Below are 22,496 nucleotides of genomic sequence, written 5' to 3'. Positions count from 1 at the left end.
AAGGCGGCCGTTTGGCCGCCTTATGAATTAAGTATGGGTCCCAGGAATTCTCTGCGGACCGTCAGCTGCCATATCCCCCCAGGCAAGCCCCCAGGATCCTCTCCAGATGGGGCTTGAGATTATCAAACAACTGCAGGGTCGTGTCATTCGGGTTTTGGCAGTAATGATCTGAAGAGCCGAGGTTGAAGTAGATTCGGCAGGCAAACGGCCTGACGCCATAGATGCCGCAGTTTTTTCTGGCAAGATTGAAAAAGGGGCAGTATCCGGAAGCGTCGAGCCTTTTCGGCAGCAGATCCAGCACCTGCCGTTCATAGGCAAACACATCGGGCCTGCAACGGCAGCAGGAGCCGGTCGAACAGCCTGTCGCTCCTATTTCTCCACCACAGAAGGAATGGTCAATAATCCGGCTGCCGAACCTGTCCGCCGCCCGGTAGAGGAAGGAGATCTGCCGCCAGCGATCGCCGCCGGCCCGCTCACTCCAGATGACTCGCCGCTTTAATTTCTCAACCTCTCGCGCAACTGCCGCCTCACGGTCAGCAGCCGTTCCGGCAATGGGTACGATACATGACATTTGTCAACTCCTCGGCAATAATCGGTACCACCTCCGAAATCAGATACTTTTTTTCAGCATTGTCCGGTTTGGTCTTTGCAAGGTTCTTTGAGAATGTAAAAAAGTTGTAAAATCAGCGTTATACCGCATTATTTGCTTGACTTTGAGTAAAAAAACGGTGGTCCGCACTCGTAACTATCCAATATTACAGGAGTTACGATATGCGACCGTTCAAACGACTGAAACAAAGACGAAAATCACGCGCTTTCAAATTGCTTCTTACCCCGATTTTTGAGAGATTCAAGTCAGATAATGAACTTGAATCCAGGGGGTATCGCCCGTTGCAAATGACTTTCGATGATCAGCTAAAAGCCCTGATCTTTTATCACTTGGAAGAGTTCTCTTCCGGGAGCGAACTTCTCCAGGCGCTGGATCAGGATGACTTCGCCAAGGAATGTGTTGCTCCCCCCAAGGGAATCAAAAAGAGCTCTTTCTTTGAGGCAATCAACAACCGTGGTCTTGAACAGCTTTCCGAGGTATTCGGGCATCTTGTCAAGCAAGCAGGCAGAGTGCTTCCCGATGAATATGCTCACCTTGGCAATCTGGTATCCATAGACGGTTCTTTGATAGATGCTGTTCTATCTATGGAATGGGCAGATTACCGAAGCGGCTCTAAGAAGGCCAAGGCCCATATCGGCTTCGATATCAACCGTGGTATTCCAAGGAAGATATTCCTGACCGACGGTAAAGAGGGTGAGCGCCCCTTTGTTGATAAGATCATCGACAAAGGCGAAACCGGTGTCATGGATCGTGGGTATCAGTCTCATAATCACTTTGACCAGTGGCAGGCCGCCGAGAAGTTTTTTGTCTGCCGTATCAGGGAGAATACACACAAAACCGTCATCAGAGAGAATGCCGTAAATCCTGACAGTATTGTCTTCTATGACCAGATAGTACTTCTCGGCACCAAAGGTATAAACCAGACTGAGAAAGAGCTGCGCCTTGTTGGTTACCGTATTGACGGCAAGGACTACTGGGTAGCAACCAACAGATACGACCTGACGGCTGAAGAAGTGGCCCAGGTTTATAAACTGCGCTGGAACATAGAGACCTTCTTCGGTTGGTGGAAACGCCACCTAAAGGTGTATCACCTGATTGCCAGAAGCGAATATGGTCTCATGGTTCAAATACTTGGTGGTCTCATCACCTATCTGCTGCTAGCCATCTATTGCCGTGAGCAGCACCAGGAGCCAGTCAGCATTAGCAGGGTACGAGAATTACGCAATCAGATTGCAAATGAAGCAGCAGCCGAACAGCAGAGCCGTCGCACAAGAATACAAGGTAACTCAAACAAAATTAGACAGTTGAAACGTAAGAAACGTCGTGCAAAAACCTAACCGGAAGTTACTGACTTTTTTTATAACTTCCTGTCAAGGCAATATCTGCATCTGCAATTGTGTGGAGCGTTCGTCAGCTGGCTCCCTAAATCTCAAAACAGCAAAGGCGGCCGATCGGCCGCCTCTGAATTAAGTATGGTGTCCCCTCGGAATCCCGGAATCCCCTCGGAATCCTCTGGCGGAATCCTCTGGCGGAACTCTGGCGGAACTCTGGGGGCCTGTCAATAGTTTTGTGTAAATGGTTTTGGTTCCCGGTTTTTAATAGCTTGGCATTCTGTCTTCAAAAAGGATGGAAAAGCGATTCATCGCAGCCTTCCAGTCCCTGATCGGCAGGGTCCATTTCTTCGCGATGTTTTTCAGCGCCAGATAAAGTAGCTTGAGCATTGCCTCGTCATTGGGAAACGAACCCCGGTTTTTGGTCACCTTTCTGAGCGACATATTCAGGGATTCAATGGCGTTGGTGGTATAGATAACCTTTCTGATATCAGCAGGATAAGCGAAAAAAGGCGTGATTTGCTCCCAGTTCCGGCGCCATGACTGGCCGATAGTCGGGTGCGTTTTATCCCACTTCGCCTCAAATGCCGTCAGTTCCATTTCGGCCTGCTCTGCTGTCGCCGACTGGTAGATTACCTTCAGATCAGCAGCGACCTCTTTACGCTGCTTCCACGAGACGAATTTCAAAGAGTTGCGTACCATGTGGACGATGCAAAGCTGGACCTGAGTGTTCGGGAAAACGGTCTCTATGGCCTCAGGGAACCCCTTTAGGCCGTCAACGCAGGCAATGAAGATGTCCTGGACACCACGGTTCTTTAGTTCGGTAACAACCTGAAGCCAGAACTTGGCACCTTCGTTCTCGGAAACCCACATTCCCAGAACTTCTTTGGCGCCGTCTGTGTTGATGCCGATGGCCAGATAGACAGCCTTGTTCACAACATGGCCATTGCCTCTGGCTTTGACCCTGATGGCATCCATGTAGACGATGGGATAAAGCGCATCCAACGGGCGGTTCTGCCAGGTTTTGACCTCTTCAGCTACTGCTTCAGTCACTATTGAAATCAGGGCGGGGGATACCTCAACTCCGTAGATTTCCTCCAAGTGACCCTGGATCTCACGAGTGGTAAGCCCGCGGGAGTACAGAGAGATAATCTTATCATCGAACTCGGCGAACCGGGTTTGGCCCTTGGGAATGATGACTGGTTCAAAGCTGCTATCCCGGTCACGAGGGACCTCAATCGGCATGGTGCCGAAATCGCCTTTGATGGTCTTTGCCGACGAGCCATTGCGTGCATTGCCACCCTTGGCGGAAACGGAAGCATGCTTCTCGTGGCCGAGATGCAGTGTCATTTCAGCCTGGAGCGCCCGCTGAAGAACAGCCTTGGTCAATTGCTTCAGCAGCCCGTTTTCCCCTAGAATCTCTTCGGGGGTCTTGTAATGTTTGAGCAGGTCGTCGATTACGTCGGTGTTAATAGTCATGTGATCTCCTTAGGGTAACTTGGTGTACCCCCTAATGACCATTTACACAAACCTTTTTACACCCTCACTCTGGCGGAACTCTGGCGGAACTCTGGCGGAACTCTGGCGGAACTCTGGCGGAACTCTGGCGGAACTCTGTGGAACTCTGGTCCCCGGAACTCTGTCCGGGTAAGCTAAAAATGGTGGTGTGTCTCATATTTCCTTAAGTTATGCATTTTGGAACAAAGACCTCGTCAAGACATTTCAGAACATAGTTATCTGTCATGCCTGAAATAAAATCTAAAACAATCAGCTCATTTTTATCCTCCGGAGTATAACCAACTTTTTCAATGAACGTAGCCAAAACATCATATATAGTTGCTTCAGGAAGTTCTTTAACTCCTGCTGTAAGGCGATCAGTCCTTTCTAAATCTGAAACCAACCTGAAAAATAACTCTTGCAGAGCGAGTGTAGCCTGCTTTTTATATTTATCAGTCCTCGCACATGTATATATGTTCTCGTAATTCCAATGAATCAAAGCCTGTAAAGGTTCGTGCTTTTCTTTGCTTAAACCAATTTCTCCTTCGTTTTTCTTACTGTACTCAATCAAGTCTACAAGTAAGGTTCCTATTATTTCACCGTTATTACGTCCCAACGCTTTGACAATATCTTTTGGTATTGCTTTATCGTCAATGAGACCAGCTACAATCGCGTCTTCTACATCTCGGCCTGCATAAGCAATCCTGTCAACAATCCTAACTATGCATCCTTCATATGTTAACGGCATGCCGCAAGTTTTTTTGTCTACAATTTTACTTAAATTTTTGTCTCCTTCAAAAGGTTTCAATGTATTTGATTTGAAATCTTCCCCGCAATGAGAGACAATTCCATCACGAACCTCATACGTTAAATTTAAACCGGCAGACGGCTCACGATCCAATTCTGCTAACTTATCAATAACCCTGAGCCCGTGCATTTCATGTTGAAAAGACTGATTCAGTCCTGCCTGTTTGGAAATGTCGTTTAGAACATGTTCACCATGATGCCCAAATGGAGCATGTCCCAAATCATGGCCTAAGCCTATTGCCTCTACAAGGTCTTCATTAAGCCTGAGATGTCGTGCGACAGTACGTGAAGCTGAAGAGACATGAAGAACATGCTCCATTCTGGTGCAAATATGATCATTATTCGGCATGAAAAAGACCTGCGTCTTGTGGCGTAACCTTCGGAATGACTGGCAATAAATAATTCTGTGGATGTCTCTTTGGTATTCCGTCCTGTACGAGTCCGGCTCTAAAGCCTTAACTCTACCTTTGGAATTCGCTGACAATGCAGCGTATTCACTTGTATATATTAACTTCTCGTCAAAAGGTTTACACACAACATACCTCCAAAATAACCATAAGATCACGGCAAATTACGCTTTCATCTTTATTAGATGTTGCAACTTTATAAACTTCTTCACCCTTTTTATACAAATTCTTTATTCTGGTGTTATCTATTTTGCCATGTGTGGGTTCATCTGCCAATAATGAATTAAACTTACTTGGTATTTCTGATATTTTACTGACTGTTTCAAAATTACTTAGCCCGAGGAGAAGTGGATTATCATTCCCGTTTAACAATGTTCTTGCGTCGTTCTTATATATAACCATTGCTTTACCAGCATTCCAAGCGATACCAGCTTCAACCATTGCGCCCTCGTCAGGAACGCGTCCATTCATGTTCAAAATTAGGCCATCACTATCAAGGACCTGAAATACGTCAAGAGTAAATATAGCCTTGTTTAGCACTTGAATAGCTTTTTCATTTGAGATTCCCATTTCTGAAAATGTAGTCATAAGATTACTAAATTCCAAACCATCTCTGTGGGGGAGAAATACCTTGAAGTCATTCATTTCAAGAATATCCGCTATCTCTTGCATTTCTTCTTTTTCTTTTGGATTAAATAGTGGCCCAGCGCAATATATTTTCATTTCAGCCTCGTATATTTATAGTTTTTGTGATTTTTGCAGCTTGCCTACTGCCTCGCCGATAATTTCGAACTCCCGGATCACCGCCGAGTAACGCATGCGGTCCTGAGCAAAGGCATCACAGGTCATGCCCTGAACATACGACTGGATGGCCGCGCCGGATTCAAGAATGTCCTGACAATAGAGAAGCTGTGGACGCTCAGACATGGATGATTTCCTTGGCAACCATTTTCCGCGCCAACGGCTTTAAGGTGCTCTCTATCCCCAGATCGACCGTCTTGCCCAGCTGCTGCTCAAGATAACGCCTAATACCGAAGAAGTTACTCAAGGATTTCTTTTCGGGCTTTAGTTCTATGGCAATGTCAATGTCAGAATCTTCACGAGCCTCTCCTCGTGCATAACTGCCGAAGAGACCGACGCTCACCACACCGAAACGCTGCGCCATTTCATCCTTGTGTGTTTGCAAGAATGTAAGAATATCATTTCTGTCTCTGACCATACTGCCGCTCCTTGAGATTTGTTAACGGGGCGAATTCGGGGGTCAGCTTGAACTCGAACGCGCCGAAGTCTCACCGAACTTCGCACGTGCTTCTTCTGTGTCGTCGATCAGCTCTATACGGTCAGAACCGTTATTCTTGTTGAATTCTTCAACTGTCATGATAAAACCCTGTTCAAGCTGCTTCCCCTTGTCCCTCATCATGCATCCACATGGGTAAAGGTTCTCCAGTTGCCTCATGATAGAGTGTTTCCGGGGCTATATCCACCCCTCCAGGCCAACATAGAACACCTGATTCGATGGCCGCCTGCCGAAAATACTCCATATCGGCAAACCTGCTGAATACTCCGCCTCGATTTACGTACCGGCCAAAGTCGACGATGCCCGTACGAGAATCGTCAAACTTGAGCTCAACTTGATACCCCTCAAGATGCTTGAAATCTCTGATGTCATAATACATAGCGTCCCCCTAGTCGAGCGGTGAAACAGACTTCAGCTCCTGGTCATTCCTGGCTCTCGTCCAATTGTCCATGATTTCCTCTTGATGAAGCGCCGTCCATTCCAGCAACATGCCGAGCGCACGAGGAGGAAAACTTCCGGCAATCCGGGCTAAATCCTTAATACGGATAATAACCTCGTGGCTGCCATATCGGGCATGAAAATGCGGTGGATTATGCTCATCGTAGTACATTGCCACGATAATCCCATAAAATCTGGAAATTTCCGGCATACCGTTCCCTTCGTGCCAAGGATTAATTCAATTATAATCGAACGTCTGAAATCGGTCAAAACCAGATATGCAAAAGGCGACCAATCGCAGTCGCCTTTTGCTGTCATACGCTACTTCAAATTCTTCTTGATCCTCTCCACCGCCTCAATCACATTCTCTCGATGGCCGAAGGCCGACAATCTAAAGTACCCTTCCCCGCTGGGACCGAAGCCGGAGCCAGGGGTACCGACCACGTTGCACTCGGTGAGGAGCTTGTCGAAGAAATCCCAGCTGGTCATGCCGGCCGGGGTCTTCAGCCAGATGTAGGGGGCATTGACGCCGCCATAGACAGTCAGACCGGCTTCCTTCATCCCTTCGCGGATGATCCGGGCGTTCTCCATGTAATAGTCGATGATCTCTTTCGTCTGCTTCCACCCCTCGTCGGAGTAGACTGCTTCTGCGGCCCGCTGTACCGGGTAGGAGGCGCCGTTGAACTTGGTGGTGGTGCGGCGCAGCCAGAGCTTGTTGAAGCTGTACCGCTCGCCTGTTGATGTCGTCCCCATCACCTCTTCCGGAACGACCACGAGGCCGCAGCGCACGCCCGTAAAGCCGGCGGTCTTGGAGAAGGAGCGGAACTCGATGGCGCACTTCTTGGCACCTTCGATCTCGTAGATGGAGTGGGGGATTTCGGGATCGGTGATGAACGCCTCGTAGGCTGCGTCGAAAAAGATGACCGCGTCGTTGGCGTTGGCGTAGTCGACCCACTTCTTCAGCTCGGCCCTGGAGGCGACGGTGCCGGTCGGGTTGTTGGGGAAGCAGAGGTAGATGATGTCCACCTTCTCCGTGGGGAGAGAGGGGATGAAGTGGTTCTCCTCGTTGCACGGCATGTAGACGATGCCTTTGTAATACCCCTTGTCGTCCGCCTCGCCGGTGCGGCCGATCATGACGTTGGTGTCGTTGTAGACCGGGTAGACCGGGTCGCCGATGGCCACCACGTTGTCGAGGGCGAAGATGTCGAGGATGTTGGCGCAGTCGCACTTGGAGCCGTCGGAGATGAACATCTCGTCCGTCTTCAGGGAAACGCCGAGCGGCTTGTAGGACTTCTCGATGATGGCGTTGATCAGCCAGTCGTACCCCTGCTCCGGGCCGTAGCCGGCAAAGTTGTCAGTAGTGCCGAGATCGTCGACAGCGGCGTGGAACGCCTTGAGGACGGCTGGGGCAAGCGGTCTCGTCACGTCGCCGATCCCCAGGCGGATCACCTTGGCAGAGGGGTTCGCCTCTGCAAAGGCGCGCACGCGGCGGCCGATCTCCGGGAAGAGGTAGCCCGCCTTCAGTTTCAGGTAGTTGTCGTTAATCAGTGCCATAACAAATTGTCTCCTTGTTTCTTTATGTTCAAGGTTGAATCTTATCCAGGACTATTGCCTCAATTTTCAATGCCAATTCAAAAGCACGGTGTGCTTCATCCAGTGTGGGTTCATAAAAGTCATCCGGGTAACGGACACCCACTCCATATTCGGAAATATCTTCAAGCTGCTCCTCAAACGGCAGCAATTCGGGGATAATATCGGCCACATCCGTCAACAACTTCACGAGATCGTGGGTCTTGGAGACGTTTCTCCCATTCGCAACCAACAGACCTTTGAGAAGTTTTTCAATCGCCTGCTGGGCATGGAAGCAAACCGTATCGGTAGGCACCGACTCAGCGGCGAGATTGTTGCGGATGTTTTGCAGATCATGTTCCGCCTTGCGGAACCACTGCCGGACAAAATCGGTTGTCGCTTCATCCATAGAGCAGCTTTCCGTGGTGGGTGGCGTTATAGACGATGGTGCCCGGAATGTCCTTATACTTCGTGAATTCCTGCGGGGTATAGACAAATGCATCCAGAGAGAATGACCGCCGGGGAAACAGCCGTTTCAGCGCAACGTTTCGTTGGTGGGGGGCCAAGTCCGACTCCATGACCACGACCAGGTCAACATCACTGTCTTCAGTAGCCCTCGCTTCTGCATAGGAACCAAAGAGGAATATTTTTTCAGGATGAAGCGCCTGAGCTATCCTGTCCCTGAGCTGTTCTATGTCCTGAAAGGAAAGCATCCGATTTTCTCCCCGAGGGGTTACCTGAGCCCCAGCACATCCTGCATGTCATATAGTCCAGGCTTCTGCGAAACCACCCATTTGGCAGCGCGCACGCTCCCCCTGGAGAACATATCGCGGGTGTGGGCGCGGTGGGTGATCTCGATCCGCTCCCCCATGCCGATGAAGTAGACGGTGTGCTCGCCGACGATGTCGCCGCCGCGGATGGTCTGCATGCCGATCTCGTCCTTAGTCCGCTCGCCGCAGATCCCTTCGCGGTGGAAGTTGGCCACCTTGTTGTAGTCGCGCCCGAGGGCCTCGGCCACCACCTCGCCCATGCGCACCGCGGTGCCGGAGGGGGAGTCCTTTTTCATCTTGTGGTGCGCCTCGACGATCTCCACGTCGAAGTCGTCGCCCAAAATCTTCGCCACATCGGCCAACACCTTGAAGCAGACGTTGACCCCGACCGACATGTTGGGTGCGAGCACCACGGGGATATCCTTGGCCAACTCGGCCGCCAAGGCCCGCTCTTCCGGGGTGAAGCCGGTAGAGCCGATGACGATCGATTTCTTGTTGAGGCCGCAGACCTCCAGGTTCTTCAGGGAAACCTTGGGGGTAGTGAAGTCGATGAGCACATCGCACCCTTGCACCACCGCGGTCAGGTCGTCGCTGATCGTGACGCCGATGGCGCCGAGACCGGCGTTGAAGCCCGCATCCTGGCCGACCATGGGATGGCCGAGCCGTTCCAGCGCGCCGGAGACTACCGCACCTTCTGTTTCGCTGATGGCCGCGATGATCCGGCCCCCCATACGGCCGGCTGCGCCGCAAACCGCTATCTTAACCATAATTAACTCCAGATTTTTTCACCGCAAAGGACCCAAAGGGCCTAAAACGCAAAGAGCGCAAAGGAAACTCGACGACAAAGTCGCCTGGTTCAGGACTTAACCTGAGAAGAGTTCCTGGGTTTGCATCTCTTCGCGTCCTTCGCGCTTTAGGCCCTTTGGGTCCTTTGCGGTTACAAGGTTTGATTAGATCAGTCCGTACTCTTTCATGATCGCAACAAGTTTGACCTTGTTTGCCTCGGCCAGCGGTGCCAGCGGCAGACGGACTTCGGCGCTGCATTTGCCCATTAGGGCCACGGCGGTCTTGACCGGCACCGGGTTGCTCTCGATGAACATGGCGTTGGAGATCTTCAGCAGCTTCAGGTGCCATTGGCGCGCCTCTTCCATCTTACCTGCGAAGAAGGCGTCAACCAGTGCCGCCACTTCCTTGGGCATGATGTTGGCGGTGACGGAGATGACCCCCTTGGCGCCGCAGGCCATCATCGGAAAGGTGATGAAATCGTCGCCGGAAAAGACGTCGATCTTGTCGCCGCACAGGTCAATGATCTCGGAGGCCTGCTGCAGCGAGCCGGTCGCCTCTTTGATGGCGACGATGTTTTTGTGCTCGGCGAGCCGCGCCACTGTTTCGGGTAGGAGGTTGACGCCGGTGCGTCCGGGCACGTTGTAGAGGATCTGGGGAAGCGCCACCGCGTCGGCTACCGCCTTGTAGTGGAGGAAAAGCCCTTCCTGGGTCGGCTTGTTGTAGTAGGGGGTGACGAGCAGGGCGCCGTCCGCGCCAAGGGTCTTGGCGTGACTGGTCATCTCGATCGCCTCCTTGGTGGAGTTGGAGCCGGTGCCGGCAATGACCGGAACCCGCTTCTTCACCTGCTCGACGACGATCTCGATCACCCGGTCGTGTTCCTCGTAATCCAGGGTCGAGGACTCACCGGTGGTACCGCACGGCACAATGGCGTCGGTGCCGTTCTCGATCTGGAACTCTACCAGCTCCCTCAGCTTCTCTTCGTCCACCGCTCCGTTTTTGAACGGTGTGACGATCGCGACAATGCTTCCTTTGAACATGTTTATATCCTCCTTGTAGGACGAACGGCGTTCGCCCAGAGGGCGCATGCCATGCGCTGCTACGAAAAATCGTTACAGAAATGCCGGGACTTTTTCCCCTTTGATCAGGTCTTCCACCGTCTCCCGCTCGCGGACCACCTCGAACCTGTCCCCCTTCACCATCACCTCGGCTACGCGGGGACGGCTGTTGTAAGAGCTCGACATGGCAAAACCATACGCACCGGCAGACATGAAGGCCATCATGTCCCCCTGCTTGAACATGGGGACTTCGCGGTCCTTGGCGAGGAAGTCGCCAGACTCGCAGATCGGGCCGACGATATCGGCGACGATCACGCCGTCCTGGTCATTGACCACCGGCTTCACCCCGTGGTAGGAGCCGTAGAGGGCCGGCCGCGCCAGATCGTTCATGCCGGCATCGATCATGATGAAGTTCTTCTCGTCCCGCTGCTTGGTGTAGAGGCAAGTTGCTACCAGGATGCCGGCGTTGCCGACCAGGTTCCGCCCCGGCTCGAACAGCAGGTGGAGGCCCAGGTCTTTCGTCTCGGCGAGGATCTCCGTGCCGTAGTCGGCGGGGAGCGGCGGAGCTTCATCGTTGTACTGGATGCCGAGACCGCCGCCGAGATCGAAGTACTTGAGGCTGATGCCCATCCCCTTCAGGGTGTTGATGACGTTTTTCAGCTTCTTGATGGCATCGACGAAGGGAGTGACCTTGGTCAGCTGGCTGCCGATATGGCAGTCGATGCCGAGGATCTCGATCCCCGGCAGGTCCTTGGCCCGGCGATACTCCTCTATGGCCCGCTCGATGGTGATGCCGAACTTGGCGTTCTTGAGCCCCGTGGTGATGTAGGGATGGGTCTGCGGATCTACGTCCGGATTGACGCGGATGGCGATGCCCGCCTTTTTCCCCATGCGGCTGGCGATCTCGGATATGCGGGTCAGCTCCTGCTCAGACTCCACGTTGAACATGAGGATGCCGGTGTTGAGGGCGTATTCGATCTCGTCGTCCTTTTTGCCGACCCCCGAATAAACGACCTTCTGCGGATCGACCCCCGCTTTCAGCGCCCGGTACAGTTCGCCGCCGGAGACGATATCCACGCCGCCACCCAGGTTGATGAAGTTTTTCACAACGGCCAGATTGGAGTTTGCCTTGACCGAATAGCAGATGGTATGGGGAACGGCGGCAAATGCCTCGTCCATGGCCTTAAAATGGCGCTCCAGGGTCGCCTGTGAATAGATGTAGACCGGGCTGCCGACCTTGGCAACGATATCCTTGATCGCCACGTCTTCGGCATAGAGTTCTTTTCCCTTGTACTGAAAGTGATGCATGGTTTTCCTCCGCAATATTAAAAATTCGTCAAAAGCCGTCTGATAACGGTGTCATGGGTGAGGCAGGGCAATCGCCATTCAAGAGCCTTTGTGGCTTTAACGGTATTGTAAACAAAAGTGGGTATTTTTAACATACGGGAGGAAAAAAGTCAAAATATTAAGGCATTGCAGCGACAGGATCGGAAATTTGCAGGAGATTAATCGGGGGTGGTCAGCGCGCCGCTCACCTCGTTGGACGGTACGCTTTCGACGCTTTCGCCGGCCACGCTTGCCACCGTCCGCACCGCATAGGTGTAGACCGTTCCCCTTGCCAGGCGCAGGTCTTCGAAGGTATTGCCGGTCACCGGCCTGTCGTTGAGCGGGTTGATGGGGACCGCCTCGCCGGCACGCCAGCGGTAGATGTTGTACCCCTGGATAGCGCCACCCTCCGGGAATGGTATGGCGACAAACTCCAGATTAATGCCGGTCGGAGTGGAAGCAGCCTGCAGCACCGGCGGCAACGGCGGTTCGACTTTTGTGCGCCGCGCCCGGTTGGACTCCCGGCTCGGCGTTCCGTCTTTTTTCACGGCGACTGCCTTGTACTGATAGGTCTTTCCCAGGCGCACGTCGTTGTCGTTGTAGAAGAACAGGTCGCCGGAGCGGCGCACCTCCTGGAGATAGTCCAGATCGACCGCCTTCAGCAGGCGGTAGGCGTCAGGGCACGCCTCGCAGTCCTCGGCAGGGGGGAGCACCTCCCGCTTGAATATCCGGAAGCCGGCCAGGGCGCGGAGCGGCCCGCCCCCCTCTTCCTTTGCCGGCCGCGACCAGAAAAGCTGAAAAAACTCCCCCTTCTGCGCCAGCTTCAGGTCGCTGACGGCTGCCGGGGCGAGCGCCTCGGGAGGGATCAGCGGCCCCTTCTTGCCGCAACCGGCAAGGGGCGCCAGTATCAGCGGGAGGAGGATTATCAGCATTGTTCTGGCAAGTTGTCCCATTGTCCATTCCCACAAGGCTCGAGGTGCGAGGATCGAGGTCCGGGGAAAAAACAAGAATGCGCTCATCATTCCTTTATCCACGTTCCTCGCTCCTTTATCCCTATCTCCCGACCTTGGCCCTTTCGATCTCCGCCTTCACCCTTTCCAGCGCCGTGCCGCCGGTGGCCCGGCGGGCGTTGACGCTCGCCTCCAGGGTGATGGCGTCGTAGATATCCTCATCGATCTTGTCGGAAAAGGACCGCCACTCCTCGATGGAGAGTTCCGGCAGGTCTTTCTTCTCTGCGATGCAGTAGGCCACCGATTTCCCCACCACCTCGTGGGCGTCGCGAAACGGCATCCCCTTGCGTACCAGGTAGTCGGCCACGTCGGTGGCAGTGGAGAACCCCTTGGCCGCTGCCTGGCGCATGGTCGCCACATTGACCCGCATCTCGCGGATCATGTCGGCGAAGATCTTGAGTGAGCCCTTGACCGTGTCGATGGTGTCGAAGAGCGGCTCCTTGTCCTCCTGCATGTCCTTGTTGTAGGCGAGCGGGAGCGACTTCATCACCGTCAGGAGCGCCATCAGGTTGCCGTAGACCCGGCCGGTCTTCCCCCGCACCAGTTCCGGGACATCGGGGTTCTTCTTCTGTGGCATGATGGAGGAGCCGGTACAGAAGCCGTCGGAGAGCTCGATGAACTTGAACTCGCTCGTCGACCAGAGGATCAGCTCCTCGGAGAAGCGGGAAAGGTGCATCATGAGGATCGACGCATCGGCCAGGAACTCAAGAGCGAAATCCCGGTCCGATACGGAATCGAGGGAGTTGCGGGTCACCGCGGGAAAATCGAGCAGCTCGGCCACATGCTCCCGGTCGATGGGGAAGGTGGTTCCGGCCAGGGCGCCGGCGCCGAGCGGAAGGACGTTGGCCCGCTTCAGACAATCCTCGATCCTGCCGATGTCCCGCTTGAACATCTCCACGTAGGCGAGCATGTGGTGGGCGAAGAGGATCGGCTGGGCGGTCTGGAGATGGGTGTAGCCCGGCATGATCACATCTATGTTCTTTTCCGCCTGGAAGATCAGGGAATCGATGAGGAGTTCCAGGTAGGCGCTGATCTCCACCAGCTCGTCCCGCAGATAGAGGCGGATGTCCAGGGCCACCTGGTCGTTCCTCGATCGGCCGGTATGGAGCCGTTTTCCCGCCTCGCCGATCTTGGCCGAGAGGCGCGACTCGATGTTCATGTGGATGTCTTCAAGGGAAATGGAAAAATCGAAGGTTCCCGCCTCGATCTGGGCGAGGATCTCCTGGAGTCCCTGCACTATCTTCTCCACGTCCGCCATCGGGATGATCTTCTGTTTGCCGAGCATCCGGGCATGGGCGATGGAGCCGCGGATATCCTGGTGATACAGGCGCTTGTCGAAATCGATGGAAGCGGTGAACTCCTCGACGAATTTATCGGTTGGCTGGGTGAAACGGCCACCCCACAGTTTGTCCTTGGACATGTATATCTCCTGTCAGTAATGTAGGGGCGGGGTCTTCCCGCCCAATCCATCATGCATTTTCACCCGGGACGGGGAAACCCCGCCCCTACGTCAACGCATCCCGGCTGAGCTCGAAACCTGTTGCCACATCTTCACCGGAAAGCCGTTCCCATCCGCCTTCTTCATTCCAGCGCATGATGAAGTGCACCTTGAGCGGCACCCTGCTGGTACGGGGATCGAGCTCGTGGTGCAGCGGCAGGTTGAAGTAATAGAGCCGGGTGGCCGTGCCGAAGCGGAGCCTGCAAACCGGCGCGCCGTTGAAATCATCGGTGGAGAACTCCGGCTGCTTCACCTTGCCGAGCTTGTGGTGCTTGTTTATCACCACGAACGAATTGCCGTAGGCGGCCTGCTCGTGAAGCTCCTCCAGGCTCGTCTCTTCCGAACTGTTGGCAAAGACCGTGATGGTTTCCCGCACCCCTGGCGTATCCTCCAGGTATTCTCCGTAAAAACCGCTGACAACATCATGGTAGGAGTGATGTTCCGGCTTGGGATTGCACTGGATGACAAACAGTGCGTCGAGGCCTTGCCTGGTGCTGAAGAAGAGCTGGTCGGCATGGTCGATGATCTGCTTGATGTTGGAGGAATAGAGATCACGGTAAATGTAGTCGAGGCAGATCAGGGTCATGAAGTTAAAGCAGGAAGGACGACTCCTGAACAGGTAAAAATGGCGGCCCCGGTAAAGGTCGTGGTATTTGTCGAGAAATTCTTCACCATGGAACGGGTGCGACTTTGCTTCGAGAAACACCCTCAACGCGCCGGTGGCCTCCTTGATGGCGATGCAGCACCAGTTGACCGGCATGTTCAGGATGTCGCCCGAGTCGATATCCTTGTCCACCAGCTCAATGGCTTCGGCGTTATCGGCGCTGAACCGCGCCAGAAGTTCCCGGTAGGTCTTCAGCCGCACATGCTCAACGCCGAACATGGTAACCGTGTTGGGGCGGAAGCTGTTTTCGATAATCGCCAGCAATTCATCAAAGCGGGCAAAGGGAATGGCGCTCTCCGGCAACATGAGGAAGTGGAGCTTCTTCATGTTGCCTTCCCCGGCGCAGACAAGATCGAGAAGAGCCTTCACCTGCGCCCATTTTTCATCAGGGTCGGTAATGGCAAACCCCTGCTCGATCCGCCGCAGATGGTTGGGGATCTGGGCGATCAGGCAGTGGAGATGATGCCCCTGGGGAAACTCCAGGTTGACCTTTTTGTCGATGATCTGGACCATGAAGACCTTTGTTATTGCCATAGAGTCTTTGAGACCCGGGGAAAAATCACCGGAAACCGTTTCTTCGTGTCCGGCAGATTTCTAAACTTCGCAGCTGCAGAGTTCCGGGAAGATCTTCCCCAGGATAAAGCGTGTCCCTTCCGGCATTCTGTACTGCACCAGTTCCGGCCGCGGCACCCATCTGGCCTCGGCCACCTCTAACGGATTATGCGCCACTTCGCAGTAGAGGGGGCGACAACGGTAGTAGAGGATAACGAAATGGTTATTGTCGTCACCCGGCGTGAGGTGCTCGAAGACATCGATCAGCCCCTCCACCTCCACCTCCAGCCCCACCTCTTCCATGACTTCACGGTGCAGAGCCTTCATGATCGGCTCCCCCAGGTTTATCTTGCCGCCGGGCATCACCCACAGGTCCAGGAAGGGGGGGATATTGCGCTTGGTCAAGAGGACCCGTTCGTCGTCGTCGATGATAACAGCGACTACCGAGGTGACGATATGTTCTTTTTTGAATTTTATCTGTGGCATAGAAGACCGTAGGGGCACGGCGTACCGTGCCCCTACAATAGATATTCCTCTGTTACGGGAGGGCAGATGGACGCATCGGCCCGCCGCCGTTATTTCTTTTTTGCTGCCTGCATGAGCGAACGAATGCGCAGCCTGAGCGAATTGAGCTTGATGAACCCTTCGGCGTCCTTCTGGTTGTAGACCTGGTCCTTCTCGAAGGTGGCGAAATCCAGGTTGAAAAGCGAGTCGGTCTCGGACTTGCGGCCGACCGTACGGCAATGCCCCTTGTAAAGCTTGACCCGGGCCACGCCATTGACGGTCTTCTGCGATTCGTCGATCATGGTCTGGAGCATCTCCCGCTCCGGGGAGAACCAGTAGCCGTTGTAGACCATCTCCGCATAGCGGGGGATGAGGGAGTCGCGCAGGTGCATGACCTCGCGGTCCATGGTGATCTGTTCCACCGCCATGTGCGCCTCGCGGAGGATGGTGCCGCCGGGCGTTTCATAAACGCCGCGGGACTTCATCCCCACCGAACGGTTCTCCAGCAGGTCCACCCGGCCGATGCCGTGCTCGCCGCCGATGAAGTTGAGATGGGCGAGGAGCTGGGCCGGCGACATCGCCTCCCCGTCCACGGCCACCGCATTGCCGTTCCTGAACTCGATCTCCACGTACTGGGGCTTGTTTGGAGCCTTTTCCGGAGACTTGGTCAGCACGTACATGTTCTCGGGCGCTTCAGCCCAGGTATCCTCCAGGATTGCCCCTTCGAAGGAGATGTGGAGCAGGTTGCGGTCGGAAGACCAGGGGCGCTTCTTGGTGACCGGGATGGGTATGTCGTTCTTCTTCGCATAGTTGATGAGGGCCTGGCGGCTGTTGAGCTTCCAGTCCCGCCAGGGGGCGATGACCGTGATGGCCGGGTTGAAGTGGTAGTAGCCCAGCTCGAAGCGGACCTGGTCGTTTCCCTTGCCGGTGGCGCCGTGGGAAACCGCGTCGGCCCCCTCGATCTTTGCGATCTCCATCTGCCGTTTGGCGATCAGCGGCCGGGCAATGGAGGTGCCGAGGAGATAATGTCCCTCATAGATGGCATTGGCGCGGAACATGGGGAAAACGAAGTCGCGGACGAATTCTTCCCTTAGATCGTCTATGTAAACCTTGTCGGCGCCGGTGGCAAAAGCCTTGTCGCGGATCGGCGTCAATTCGTCCCCTTGGCCCAGGTCGGCGGAAAAGGTGATGACTTCGCAGCCGTACTCGTTCTTCAGCCACTTGAGGATGATGGAGGTATCCAGCCCGCCGGAATAGGCGAGGACGATCTTTTTCACTTCTTTTTTTGCCATTACGCTCTCCTTTTTACATTTGTAATTACACTATCGGCCGTGCACGCTCAAAAGTGCCCAGATGCAAGGCGCCGAGGAGCGAGCAGCGGAGCATACATCGGTATGTGAGCAGCGGAGCGACGAAGGCAACGCCGCAGATGGGTGCTTTTCAGCGTGCACCCATCAAGGTCGCCATGATCGCTTTCTGCACATGCAGCCTGTTCTCCGCCTCGTCCCAGACCGCCGAATGTGGCCCCTCGATGACGTCGTCGGTGATCTCCTCGCCCCGGTGGGCGGGGAGGCAGTGCAGGACCATGCAGTTCCCGCGGGCCGGATCGAGGAGCGCCTCGTTCAGCTGGTAGCCGGCAAAGGCCTTTTCCCGCGCTTTCTGTTCCGCCTCCTGCCCCATGCTGGCCCAGACGTCGGTATTGATGACATCCGCATCCTTGACAGCCTCATGCGGGTCGTCTGTCAGGACAATCCTGGACGTTGCTTTTGCCTGCGCCCACGCCATCACGCGCGCGTCCGGCTCGTACCCTTTGGGGCAGGCCAGGGTCAGATCGAAACCGAAGATGGCGGCGGCCTCGATCCAGGTGTTGGCCATGTTGTTGCCGTCCCCCACCCAGGCGATTTTCAGCCCCTCGTAGGAGCCTCTGTGCTCGATGACCGTGAACAGGTCTGCCATGATCTGGCAGGGGTGATGCAGGTCGGTGAGGCCGTTGATGACCGGCACGGCAGAGTAACGGGCGAACTCCTCGACGATTTCCTGGCCGTAGGTGCGGATCATCACCCCATCGCAGTAGCGGGCCATGACCCGGGCCGTATCCTTGATCGGCTCGCCGCGCCCCATCTGGGAATCCTTGGTGGAGATGAACAGGGGATGGCCGCCAAGCTGGTACATCCCCACCTCGAAGGAGACGCGGGTCCTGGTGGAGGACTTCTCGAAGATCATCGCCAGGGTCTTCCCCTTGAGCAGGTGGTGTTCGATCCCTTGCTTCTGCTTCTGCTGCAACTCCCGGGTCAGGGCAAAGATGGCGTCCAGCTCCGTTTTCGTAAACTGGCTCAGTGCCAGAAAATCTCGTTTCATTGTTTATTCCTTCTGCTGTAGGGGCGCATGGCATGCGCCCCTGCAAGATAATGATTACATCTCCGCCAGAATCCCATCGAGGACAGCGATCATCTCGTCCACTTCCTTCTTCCCTACGATGAGCGGCGGGACAAAGCGGAGCACCCGGTCCTGGGCCACGTTCAAGAGCACGCCCCGCTCCAGCCCCTTTTTGACGATGTCGCCGGCCGGGACGGAGAGCTCCATGCCGATCATCAGTCCTATGCCGCGCACATCGGTGATGATGGGGAACTTTTTCTTCAGCCCCTCCAGCTCGCCCATGAGGTATTCACCCATTTCTTCGGTATGGTTGAGTATCCCCTCTTCGAGGATGGTCCGCATCACGGCCACGCCGGCTGCCGTCACCAGCGGGTTGCCGCCGAAGGTGGAGCCGTGGGTTCCGGGGCCGAAAGAAGCAGCCAGATCTTCCCGCGCCAGCATGGTGCCGATGGGGGCACCGCCGGCCAAGGCCTTGGCCAGGGTCATGATGTCCGGGGTGACGCCGAAATGCTCGTGGGCAAAGAGCTTGCCGGTCCGGCCGATCCCCACCTGGACTTCGTCGAAAATGAGGAGCAGGTTGTTCTCGTCGCAGATGCGCCGCACCTGGCGGAAGTATTCGGCGTCGGGAACGACCACCCCACCCTCCCCCTGGATCGGCTCCAGCATGATGGCACAGGTGTTGGGGGTGACCGCTTTCTCCAGGGCATCGGCGTCGTTGAACGGCACGTGAAGGAAACCGTGGAGGAGCGGATCGAAGAATTTCTGCACCTTCTCCTGGCCGGTGGCCGAAACGGTGGCCATGGTCCGGCCATGAAACGAGGCGAGGGCGGTGATGATCTCGTAACGGTCCTGGCCGTACTTTTCCCGGCTGTACTTGCGGGCCAGCTTGATGGCCGCCTCGTTGGCCTCGGCGCCGCTGTTGCAGAAGAAGGCCCGGTCGGCGAAGGAGTGGTTGCAGAGGATCTCCGCCAGTTCGATCTGGGTCGGGATATGGTAGTAATTGGAGCAGTGGATCAGCTCCGCCGCCTGCTTCTGCAGGGCAGCCACCACCCGTGGGTGGCAGTGCCCCAGGTTGTTGACCGCAACCCCGGCGAGGAAGTCGAGATACCGCTTGCCGTCCGCGTCCCACAGGTAGCACCCTTCGCCTTTAACCGGCACCAGCGGGTAACGGCCGTAGGTCCGCATGATGTATTTGTCGCCTTTTGCAATCCATTGCGCAGAATTCATAGTGTACCTCTTCGTTGATACAAAATGTTCAACGTTGAACTTAGAACATAGAACTTCGAACTGGTTCTAGCCCAGTATCTCCGTTCCGATCCCCACATTGGTAAATATTTCCAGGAGAATCGCGTGCTCAACTCGGCCATCGACGATGTGGGCCTTGTGCACCCCTCCCGTCAGGGCGTCCGTGCAACAGGTGACCTTGGGGATCATGCCGCCGGTGATGGTGCCGTTATCGATCAGCGCAGGGACGTCCGCCAGGGCGATACTGGAAAGAAGGTGTCCCTCCTGGTCCTTGACGCCGGGGACATCGGTCAAAAGGATCAACTTTTCCGCCTTGAGGGCCGCGGCAACCTTGCCGGCCACCAGGTCGGCGTTGATGTTGTAGCTCTCCCCACCTGCACCGACACCGACCGGGGCGATGACCGGGATGAACCCCCCAGCCTCCAGGGTCACGAGGATGGTGGAATCAACGTCCGTGATGTCGCCGACAAAACCGATATCGACCTTTTCGATGGTGCCGTCGTCCTTTTTCACTTCCTGAAGGAGCTTCCTGCAGAGGAGCAGCCCGCCGTCCTTGCCGGACAACCCCACGGCCCGCCCGCCATGCTGGTTGATGTAGCCGACCACCTCTTTGTTCACCTGCCCGGTCAGCACCATCTCCACAACCCCCATGGTAGCGGCGTCGGTGACCCGCATCCCCTTGACGAACTCGGAGACGATGCCGTAACGCTTGAGGGTTTCGTTGATCTGCGGCCCGCCGCCGTGGACGATGACCGGATTGATGCCGATATACTTGAGCAGGATGACATCCATGGCGAACGATTTCTTCAGCGCCTCGTCGGCCATGGCGTGGCCGCCGTATTTGATGACTATGGTCTTGCCGGAAAAACGCCTGATATAGGGAAGCGCCTCCATCAGCGTATTGGCTTTTTCAATGAGCTTGTGCATCGTTGCCTCTGAATGTGGTTTGCATGCCGTGAATCACGGCATCAAAAAACGTAAATATAGCAGATAAGCCGAAATAATCAACATCAAAGGGGTTTGCCTCCCTTTTCCGGCCCTTTTTTGTACGATACGTCCATATATAATGATGAGAGCAAAAAATGATCGTTCACCGAAAAAACAATTCAACGCAGATTTACGCAGATTTGATGGATTGACGCTGATAAAACAAAAACTCATGCTTTTGAATGGGGCGCAACAAGCCCGTTGTAGGCAAGATCGGGGATGGAGTGGGGAGCAACGTTCATTGTCGCCGGTTTCAGATGGGACAGCCTTCTGCAGCAGGGAATGTGATGGTTACCCGTGTCCCTTTCCCCAGCTCGCTTTCAACGGCAATGTTCCCATTGTGAAGCCGGATAAATTCACGGGCATAAAAGAGACCGAGACCGAAACCGCGGATCTGGCCGGCGTGGTCGCTGTCCACCTGGTAGAATTTTTCGAAGATCTTCGGCAGATCCTCTTTGGCTATGCCGACCCCATTGTCTTCAACGATGATTTTGCAGATGTTGTCCTGGTTCTTGATGAATATGGCCACCCGCCCCGTGCTGCGCGAGAACTTGTAGGCATTGTCGATAACCTGTTTGATGGCAAAACTCACCTTCTCCCGGTCAAGAAACAGGCTGGGAAGCGGTTCCAGGTCGAATGCGGTTTCCACGCCGGGCTTGCCCGCCACCTCCTTGGATGCATGGAGCAGTTCAAGGATGATGCTGTTCAGGTTGCACGGCTCAAGCTTCAAGCCCTCTCCCTTGTCCATCACCTGGCTGAAAGTGAGGAGGTCCGTCACCAGTCCCCCGAGATAACAGGATTCGTCATAGATCATCCGCAGGTTTTTCTGGTAGGCGCTGTCCTCCGGGTCATAGACGCCGGAGGCGAGGTTCTGCAGAAAAAGCGAAATAGAGGTAATGGGCGTACGGAACTTATGGGAAACCAGCGAAAGGAAGTTGGACTTGAGGCGGTCGAGATTTTTCAGGTTGGCGATCTCTTCCTTGAGGGCCTTTTTAACCAGCGCCTTGTCGATGGCGGTCTTCAACTGAAGGAGGTTGAGCGGCTTGGTGATGAAATCGTCGGCATCGGCCTTCAGGGCGTTCAGAATCACGTCTTTGTCCGCATAGCCGGTCATGACGATGACCACCAGAGTCGGCTCGATCTCCTTCAACCGCTTGAGCAGCTCGATGCCGTCCAGGTTGGGCATCATCACGTCGGTGAGGATGACATCGATCCCCCCCTGCTCGAAGACCTGGAGCGCCTCTTCGCCGTCCCCCGCCTCCAGCACCCGGTAGCCTTTCAGGGCTTTACGGCAGAGGTCGCGGATGATCGCCTCGTCATCGACGATGAGGATGCACTTACCCTCCTGCTTCTGACGCGGGTCTATCGTCTGGGTCTGAACGACTTCAAGCATATCGCCTCTCAACGCCGGAGAACGGTTATTTCAACGGCGGGGTAAAGATGGCAATGAGCTCAACCGGCACATCCCCGGTATTTCGGAGGCCATGGAGAACCCCCGGCGGGGCAAAGCCGCAACTACCCGCAGTGTAGGCGACCTTCTCTTCTCCCATGGTGCATTCGACCTGGCCGGAAAGGATATAAAAGGTCTCCGACTCTATCTCGTGGGTATGGACGAAAATCTCTCCGCCCGCTTCTATCCTTCCCCGGTGGACGCTCAACAGACCGCTGTCCGCCTTTACCACCAGGTCTTTCAGATAATAGCGGTTGTGCTTCGGATGGAGCGATTCCGCCACAGTCCCTGAATCAACGTTTTTCCCCTGCATATTC

General features: G+C 55.0%; 25 protein-coding genes. 1 reads left to right on the top strand and 24 read right to left on the bottom strand.

Annotated elements, in window-relative coordinates; genetic code table 11:
• Positions 1 to 61: 61 nt before the first annotated feature.
• Positions 62 to 571 carry a YkgJ family cysteine cluster protein gene (locus GURA_RS01240; RefSeq protein ID WP_011937190.1) on the bottom strand — a complete coding sequence of 170 codons (510 nt, stop codon included), beginning with the start codon at positions 569 to 571 and terminating at the stop codon, positions 62 to 64.
• Positions 572 to 771: 200 nt separating this feature from the next.
• On the opposite strand from GURA_RS01240, the gene GURA_RS01235 reads away from it, so the two are divergent.
• A complete protein-coding gene (locus GURA_RS01235; RefSeq protein WP_011937084.1) occupies positions 772 to 1,947 on the top strand; it encodes an IS4-like element ISGur4 family transposase in 1,176 nt (391 codons plus the stop codon).
• 258 nt (positions 1,948 to 2,205) lie between these two features.
• On the opposite strand, the gene GURA_RS01230 is transcribed toward GURA_RS01235, so the two are convergent.
• The 23 genes from GURA_RS01230 to GURA_RS01120 all read right to left on the bottom strand — a co-directional run bounded on the left by GURA_RS01230 (position 2,206) and on the right by GURA_RS01120 (position 22,492).
• Complete coding sequence (locus GURA_RS01230; protein ID WP_011937189.1) at positions 2,206 to 3,420, bottom strand: IS256 family transposase; 1,215 nt, start codon at positions 3,418 to 3,420, stop codon at positions 2,206 to 2,208.
• Positions 3,421 to 3,622: 202 nt separating this feature from the next.
• A complete protein-coding gene (locus GURA_RS01225) occupies positions 3,623 to 4,594 on the bottom strand; it encodes a deoxyguanosinetriphosphate triphosphohydrolase family protein (protein WP_157046102.1) in 972 nt (323 codons plus the stop codon).
• Between the two features lie 178 nt (positions 4,595 to 4,772).
• The gene (locus tag GURA_RS01220; RefSeq protein ID WP_011937187.1) at positions 4,773 to 5,375 is read right to left on the bottom strand and encodes a nucleoside 2-deoxyribosyltransferase; all 603 of its coding nucleotides are present in this window, start codon (positions 5,373 to 5,375) and stop codon (positions 4,773 to 4,775) included.
• A 15-nt stretch (positions 5,376 to 5,390) separates the two neighbouring features.
• Positions 5,391 to 5,579 (bottom strand): HepT-like ribonuclease domain-containing protein, encoded by a 189-nt coding sequence (locus tag GURA_RS01215; RefSeq protein WP_041245208.1) that lies wholly within the window; start codon positions 5,577 to 5,579, stop codon positions 5,391 to 5,393.
• Complete coding sequence (locus GURA_RS01210) at positions 5,572 to 5,871, bottom strand: nucleotidyltransferase family protein (protein WP_011937186.1); 300 nt, start codon at positions 5,869 to 5,871, stop codon at positions 5,572 to 5,574. Before GURA_RS01210 ends, GURA_RS01215 begins: the two co-directional genes overlap by 8 nt.
• A gap of 172 nt (positions 5,872 to 6,043) precedes the next feature.
• Positions 6,044 to 6,328: a DUF2442 domain-containing protein gene (locus GURA_RS01205; protein ID WP_011937185.1), complete on the bottom strand. Its 285-nt coding sequence runs from the start codon at positions 6,326 to 6,328 to the stop codon at positions 6,044 to 6,046.
• 9 nt (positions 6,329 to 6,337) lie between these two features.
• Positions 6,338 to 6,598, bottom strand: coding sequence for a DUF4160 domain-containing protein (locus GURA_RS01200; protein ID WP_011937184.1), 261 nt, complete (start codon positions 6,596 to 6,598; stop codon positions 6,338 to 6,340).
• Positions 6,599 to 6,708: 110 nt separating this feature from the next.
• Positions 6,709 to 7,941 carry an LL-diaminopimelate aminotransferase gene (locus GURA_RS01195; RefSeq protein WP_011937183.1) on the bottom strand — a complete coding sequence of 411 codons (1,233 nt, stop codon included), beginning with the start codon at positions 7,939 to 7,941 and terminating at the stop codon, positions 6,709 to 6,711.
• 28 nt (positions 7,942 to 7,969) lie between these two features.
• Positions 7,970 to 8,365, bottom strand: coding sequence for a HEPN domain-containing protein (locus GURA_RS01190; RefSeq protein WP_011937182.1), 396 nt, complete (start codon positions 8,363 to 8,365; stop codon positions 7,970 to 7,972).
• Positions 8,358 to 8,669, bottom strand: coding sequence for a nucleotidyltransferase domain-containing protein (locus tag GURA_RS01185; RefSeq protein WP_011937181.1), 312 nt, complete (start codon positions 8,667 to 8,669; stop codon positions 8,358 to 8,360). The genes GURA_RS01190 and GURA_RS01185 overlap by 8 nt, the downstream gene beginning before the upstream one ends.
• Before the next feature lie 20 nt (positions 8,670 to 8,689).
• Positions 8,690 to 9,493 (bottom strand): 4-hydroxy-tetrahydrodipicolinate reductase, encoded by an 804-nt coding sequence (gene dapB, locus GURA_RS01180; protein ID WP_011937180.1) that lies wholly within the window; start codon positions 9,491 to 9,493, stop codon positions 8,690 to 8,692.
• Positions 9,494 to 9,676: 183 nt separating this feature from the next.
• The gene (dapA, locus tag GURA_RS01175; RefSeq protein ID WP_011937179.1) at positions 9,677 to 10,549 is read right to left on the bottom strand and encodes a 4-hydroxy-tetrahydrodipicolinate synthase; all 873 of its coding nucleotides are present in this window, start codon (positions 10,547 to 10,549) and stop codon (positions 9,677 to 9,679) included.
• A 72-nt stretch (positions 10,550 to 10,621) separates the two neighbouring features.
• Entirely contained in the window at positions 10,622 to 11,875 is a 1,254-nt protein-coding gene (lysA, locus tag GURA_RS01170) for a diaminopimelate decarboxylase (protein ID WP_011937178.1), read from the bottom strand.
• A 197-nt stretch (positions 11,876 to 12,072) separates the two neighbouring features.
• A complete protein-coding gene (locus tag GURA_RS01165) occupies positions 12,073 to 12,846 on the bottom strand; it encodes a fibronectin type III domain-containing protein (protein WP_011937177.1) in 774 nt (257 codons plus the stop codon).
• Positions 12,847 to 12,946: 100 nt separating this feature from the next.
• Complete coding sequence (gene argH, locus GURA_RS01160; protein WP_011937176.1) at positions 12,947 to 14,323, bottom strand: argininosuccinate lyase; 1,377 nt, start codon at positions 14,321 to 14,323, stop codon at positions 12,947 to 12,949.
• 85 nt (positions 14,324 to 14,408) lie between these two features.
• Positions 14,409 to 15,578, bottom strand: a complete 1,170-nt coding sequence (locus GURA_RS01155; RefSeq protein WP_041245647.1) for a hypothetical protein — start codon at positions 15,576 to 15,578, stop codon at positions 14,409 to 14,411.
• Positions 15,579 to 15,659: 81 nt separating this feature from the next.
• A complete protein-coding gene (locus GURA_RS01150) occupies positions 15,660 to 16,103 on the bottom strand; it encodes an NUDIX domain-containing protein (protein WP_041245207.1) in 444 nt (147 codons plus the stop codon).
• 89 nt (positions 16,104 to 16,192) lie between these two features.
• A complete protein-coding gene (locus GURA_RS01145; protein ID WP_011937173.1) occupies positions 16,193 to 17,413 on the bottom strand; it encodes an argininosuccinate synthase in 1,221 nt (406 codons plus the stop codon).
• 148 nt (positions 17,414 to 17,561) lie between these two features.
• On the bottom strand, positions 17,562 to 18,479 hold the full coding sequence (argF, locus tag GURA_RS01140; RefSeq protein ID WP_011937172.1) for an ornithine carbamoyltransferase: 918 nt from the start codon (positions 18,477 to 18,479) through the stop codon (positions 17,562 to 17,564).
• A 54-nt stretch (positions 18,480 to 18,533) separates the two neighbouring features.
• Entirely contained in the window at positions 18,534 to 19,724 is a 1,191-nt protein-coding gene (locus tag GURA_RS01135) for an acetylornithine transaminase (RefSeq protein ID WP_011937171.1), read from the bottom strand.
• A gap of 66 nt (positions 19,725 to 19,790) precedes the next feature.
• Positions 19,791 to 20,669, bottom strand: coding sequence for an acetylglutamate kinase (gene argB, locus GURA_RS01130; protein ID WP_011937170.1), 879 nt, complete (start codon positions 20,667 to 20,669; stop codon positions 19,791 to 19,793).
• A 313-nt stretch (positions 20,670 to 20,982) separates the two neighbouring features.
• Positions 20,983 to 22,122 (bottom strand): ATP-binding response regulator, encoded by a 1,140-nt coding sequence (locus GURA_RS01125; RefSeq protein WP_011937169.1) that lies wholly within the window; start codon positions 22,120 to 22,122, stop codon positions 20,983 to 20,985.
• Positions 22,123 to 22,147: 25 nt separating this feature from the next.
• Entirely contained in the window at positions 22,148 to 22,492 is a 345-nt protein-coding gene (locus GURA_RS01120; protein WP_011937168.1) for a cupin domain-containing protein, read from the bottom strand.
• Positions 22,493 to 22,496: the final 4 nt, after the last annotated feature.

Source organism: Geotalea uraniireducens Rf4 (assembly GCF_000016745.1).
Classification (GTDB): domain Bacteria; phylum Desulfobacterota; class Desulfuromonadia; order Geobacterales; family Geobacteraceae; genus Geotalea; species Geotalea uraniireducens.
The sequence above is the reverse complement of the archived record's forward strand: the minus strand, read 5'-3'. Positions and strand labels throughout refer to the sequence as shown.

What these genes read in the sequence shown, in the direction of transcription:
- GURA_RS01240 (WP_011937190.1), bottom strand. Translation starts at nt 571, where the DNA reads ATGTCATGTATCGTACCCATTGCCGGAACGGCTGCTGACCGTGAGGCG.
- GURA_RS01235 (WP_011937084.1), top strand. Translation starts at nt 772, where the DNA reads ATGCGACCGTTCAAACGACTGAAACAAAGACGAAAATCACGCGCTTTC.
- GURA_RS01230 (WP_011937189.1), bottom strand. Translation starts at nt 3,420, where the DNA reads ATGACTATTAACACCGACGTAATCGACGACCTGCTCAAACATTACAAG.
- GURA_RS01225 (WP_157046102.1), bottom strand. Translation starts at nt 4,594, where the DNA reads ATGCCGAATAATGATCATATTTGCACCAGAATGGAGCATGTTCTTCAT.
- GURA_RS01220 (WP_011937187.1), bottom strand. Translation starts at nt 5,375, where the DNA reads ATGAAAATATATTGCGCTGGGCCACTATTTAATCCAAAAGAAAAAGAA.
- GURA_RS01215 (WP_041245208.1), bottom strand. Translation starts at nt 5,579, where the DNA reads ATGTCTGAGCGTCCACAGCTTCTCTATTGTCAGGACATTCTTGAATCC.
- GURA_RS01210 (WP_011937186.1), bottom strand. Translation starts at nt 5,871, where the DNA reads ATGGTCAGAGACAGAAATGATATTCTTACATTCTTGCAAACACACAAG.
- GURA_RS01205 (WP_011937185.1), bottom strand. Translation starts at nt 6,328, where the DNA reads ATGTATTATGACATCAGAGATTTCAAGCATCTTGAGGGGTATCAAGTT.
- GURA_RS01200 (WP_011937184.1), bottom strand. Translation starts at nt 6,598, where the DNA reads ATGCCGGAAATTTCCAGATTTTATGGGATTATCGTGGCAATGTACTAC.
- GURA_RS01195 (WP_011937183.1), bottom strand. Translation starts at nt 7,941, where the DNA reads ATGGCACTGATTAACGACAACTACCTGAAACTGAAGGCGGGCTACCTC.
- GURA_RS01190 (WP_011937182.1), bottom strand. Translation starts at nt 8,365, where the DNA reads ATGGATGAAGCGACAACCGATTTTGTCCGGCAGTGGTTCCGCAAGGCG.
- GURA_RS01185 (WP_011937181.1), bottom strand. Translation starts at nt 8,669, where the DNA reads ATGCTTTCCTTTCAGGACATAGAACAGCTCAGGGACAGGATAGCTCAG.
- dapB (WP_011937180.1), bottom strand. Translation starts at nt 9,493, where the DNA reads ATGGTTAAGATAGCGGTTTGCGGCGCAGCCGGCCGTATGGGGGGCCGG.
- dapA (WP_011937179.1), bottom strand. Translation starts at nt 10,549, where the DNA reads ATGTTCAAAGGAAGCATTGTCGCGATCGTCACACCGTTCAAAAACGGA.
- lysA (WP_011937178.1), bottom strand. Translation starts at nt 11,875, where the DNA reads ATGCATCACTTTCAGTACAAGGGAAAAGAACTCTATGCCGAAGACGTG.
- GURA_RS01165 (WP_011937177.1), bottom strand. Translation starts at nt 12,846, where the DNA reads ATGGGACAACTTGCCAGAACAATGCTGATAATCCTCCTCCCGCTGATA.
- argH (WP_011937176.1), bottom strand. Translation starts at nt 14,323, where the DNA reads ATGTCCAAGGACAAACTGTGGGGTGGCCGTTTCACCCAGCCAACCGAT.
- GURA_RS01155 (WP_041245647.1), bottom strand. Translation starts at nt 15,578, where the DNA reads ATGGTCCAGATCATCGACAAAAAGGTCAACCTGGAGTTTCCCCAGGGG.
- GURA_RS01150 (WP_041245207.1), bottom strand. Translation starts at nt 16,103, where the DNA reads ATGCCACAGATAAAATTCAAAAAAGAACATATCGTCACCTCGGTAGTC.
- GURA_RS01145 (WP_011937173.1), bottom strand. Translation starts at nt 17,413, where the DNA reads ATGGCAAAAAAAGAAGTGAAAAAGATCGTCCTCGCCTATTCCGGCGGG.
- argF (WP_011937172.1), bottom strand. Translation starts at nt 18,479, where the DNA reads ATGAAACGAGATTTTCTGGCACTGAGCCAGTTTACGAAAACGGAGCTG.
- GURA_RS01135 (WP_011937171.1), bottom strand. Translation starts at nt 19,724, where the DNA reads ATGAATTCTGCGCAATGGATTGCAAAAGGCGACAAATACATCATGCGG.
- argB (WP_011937170.1), bottom strand. Translation starts at nt 20,669, where the DNA reads ATGCACAAGCTCATTGAAAAAGCCAATACGCTGATGGAGGCGCTTCCC.
- GURA_RS01125 (WP_011937169.1), bottom strand. Translation starts at nt 22,122, where the DNA reads ATGCTTGAAGTCGTTCAGACCCAGACGATAGACCCGCGTCAGAAGCAG.
- GURA_RS01120 (WP_011937168.1), bottom strand. Translation starts at nt 22,492, where the DNA reads ATGCAGGGGAAAAACGTTGATTCAGGGACTGTGGCGGAATCGCTCCAT.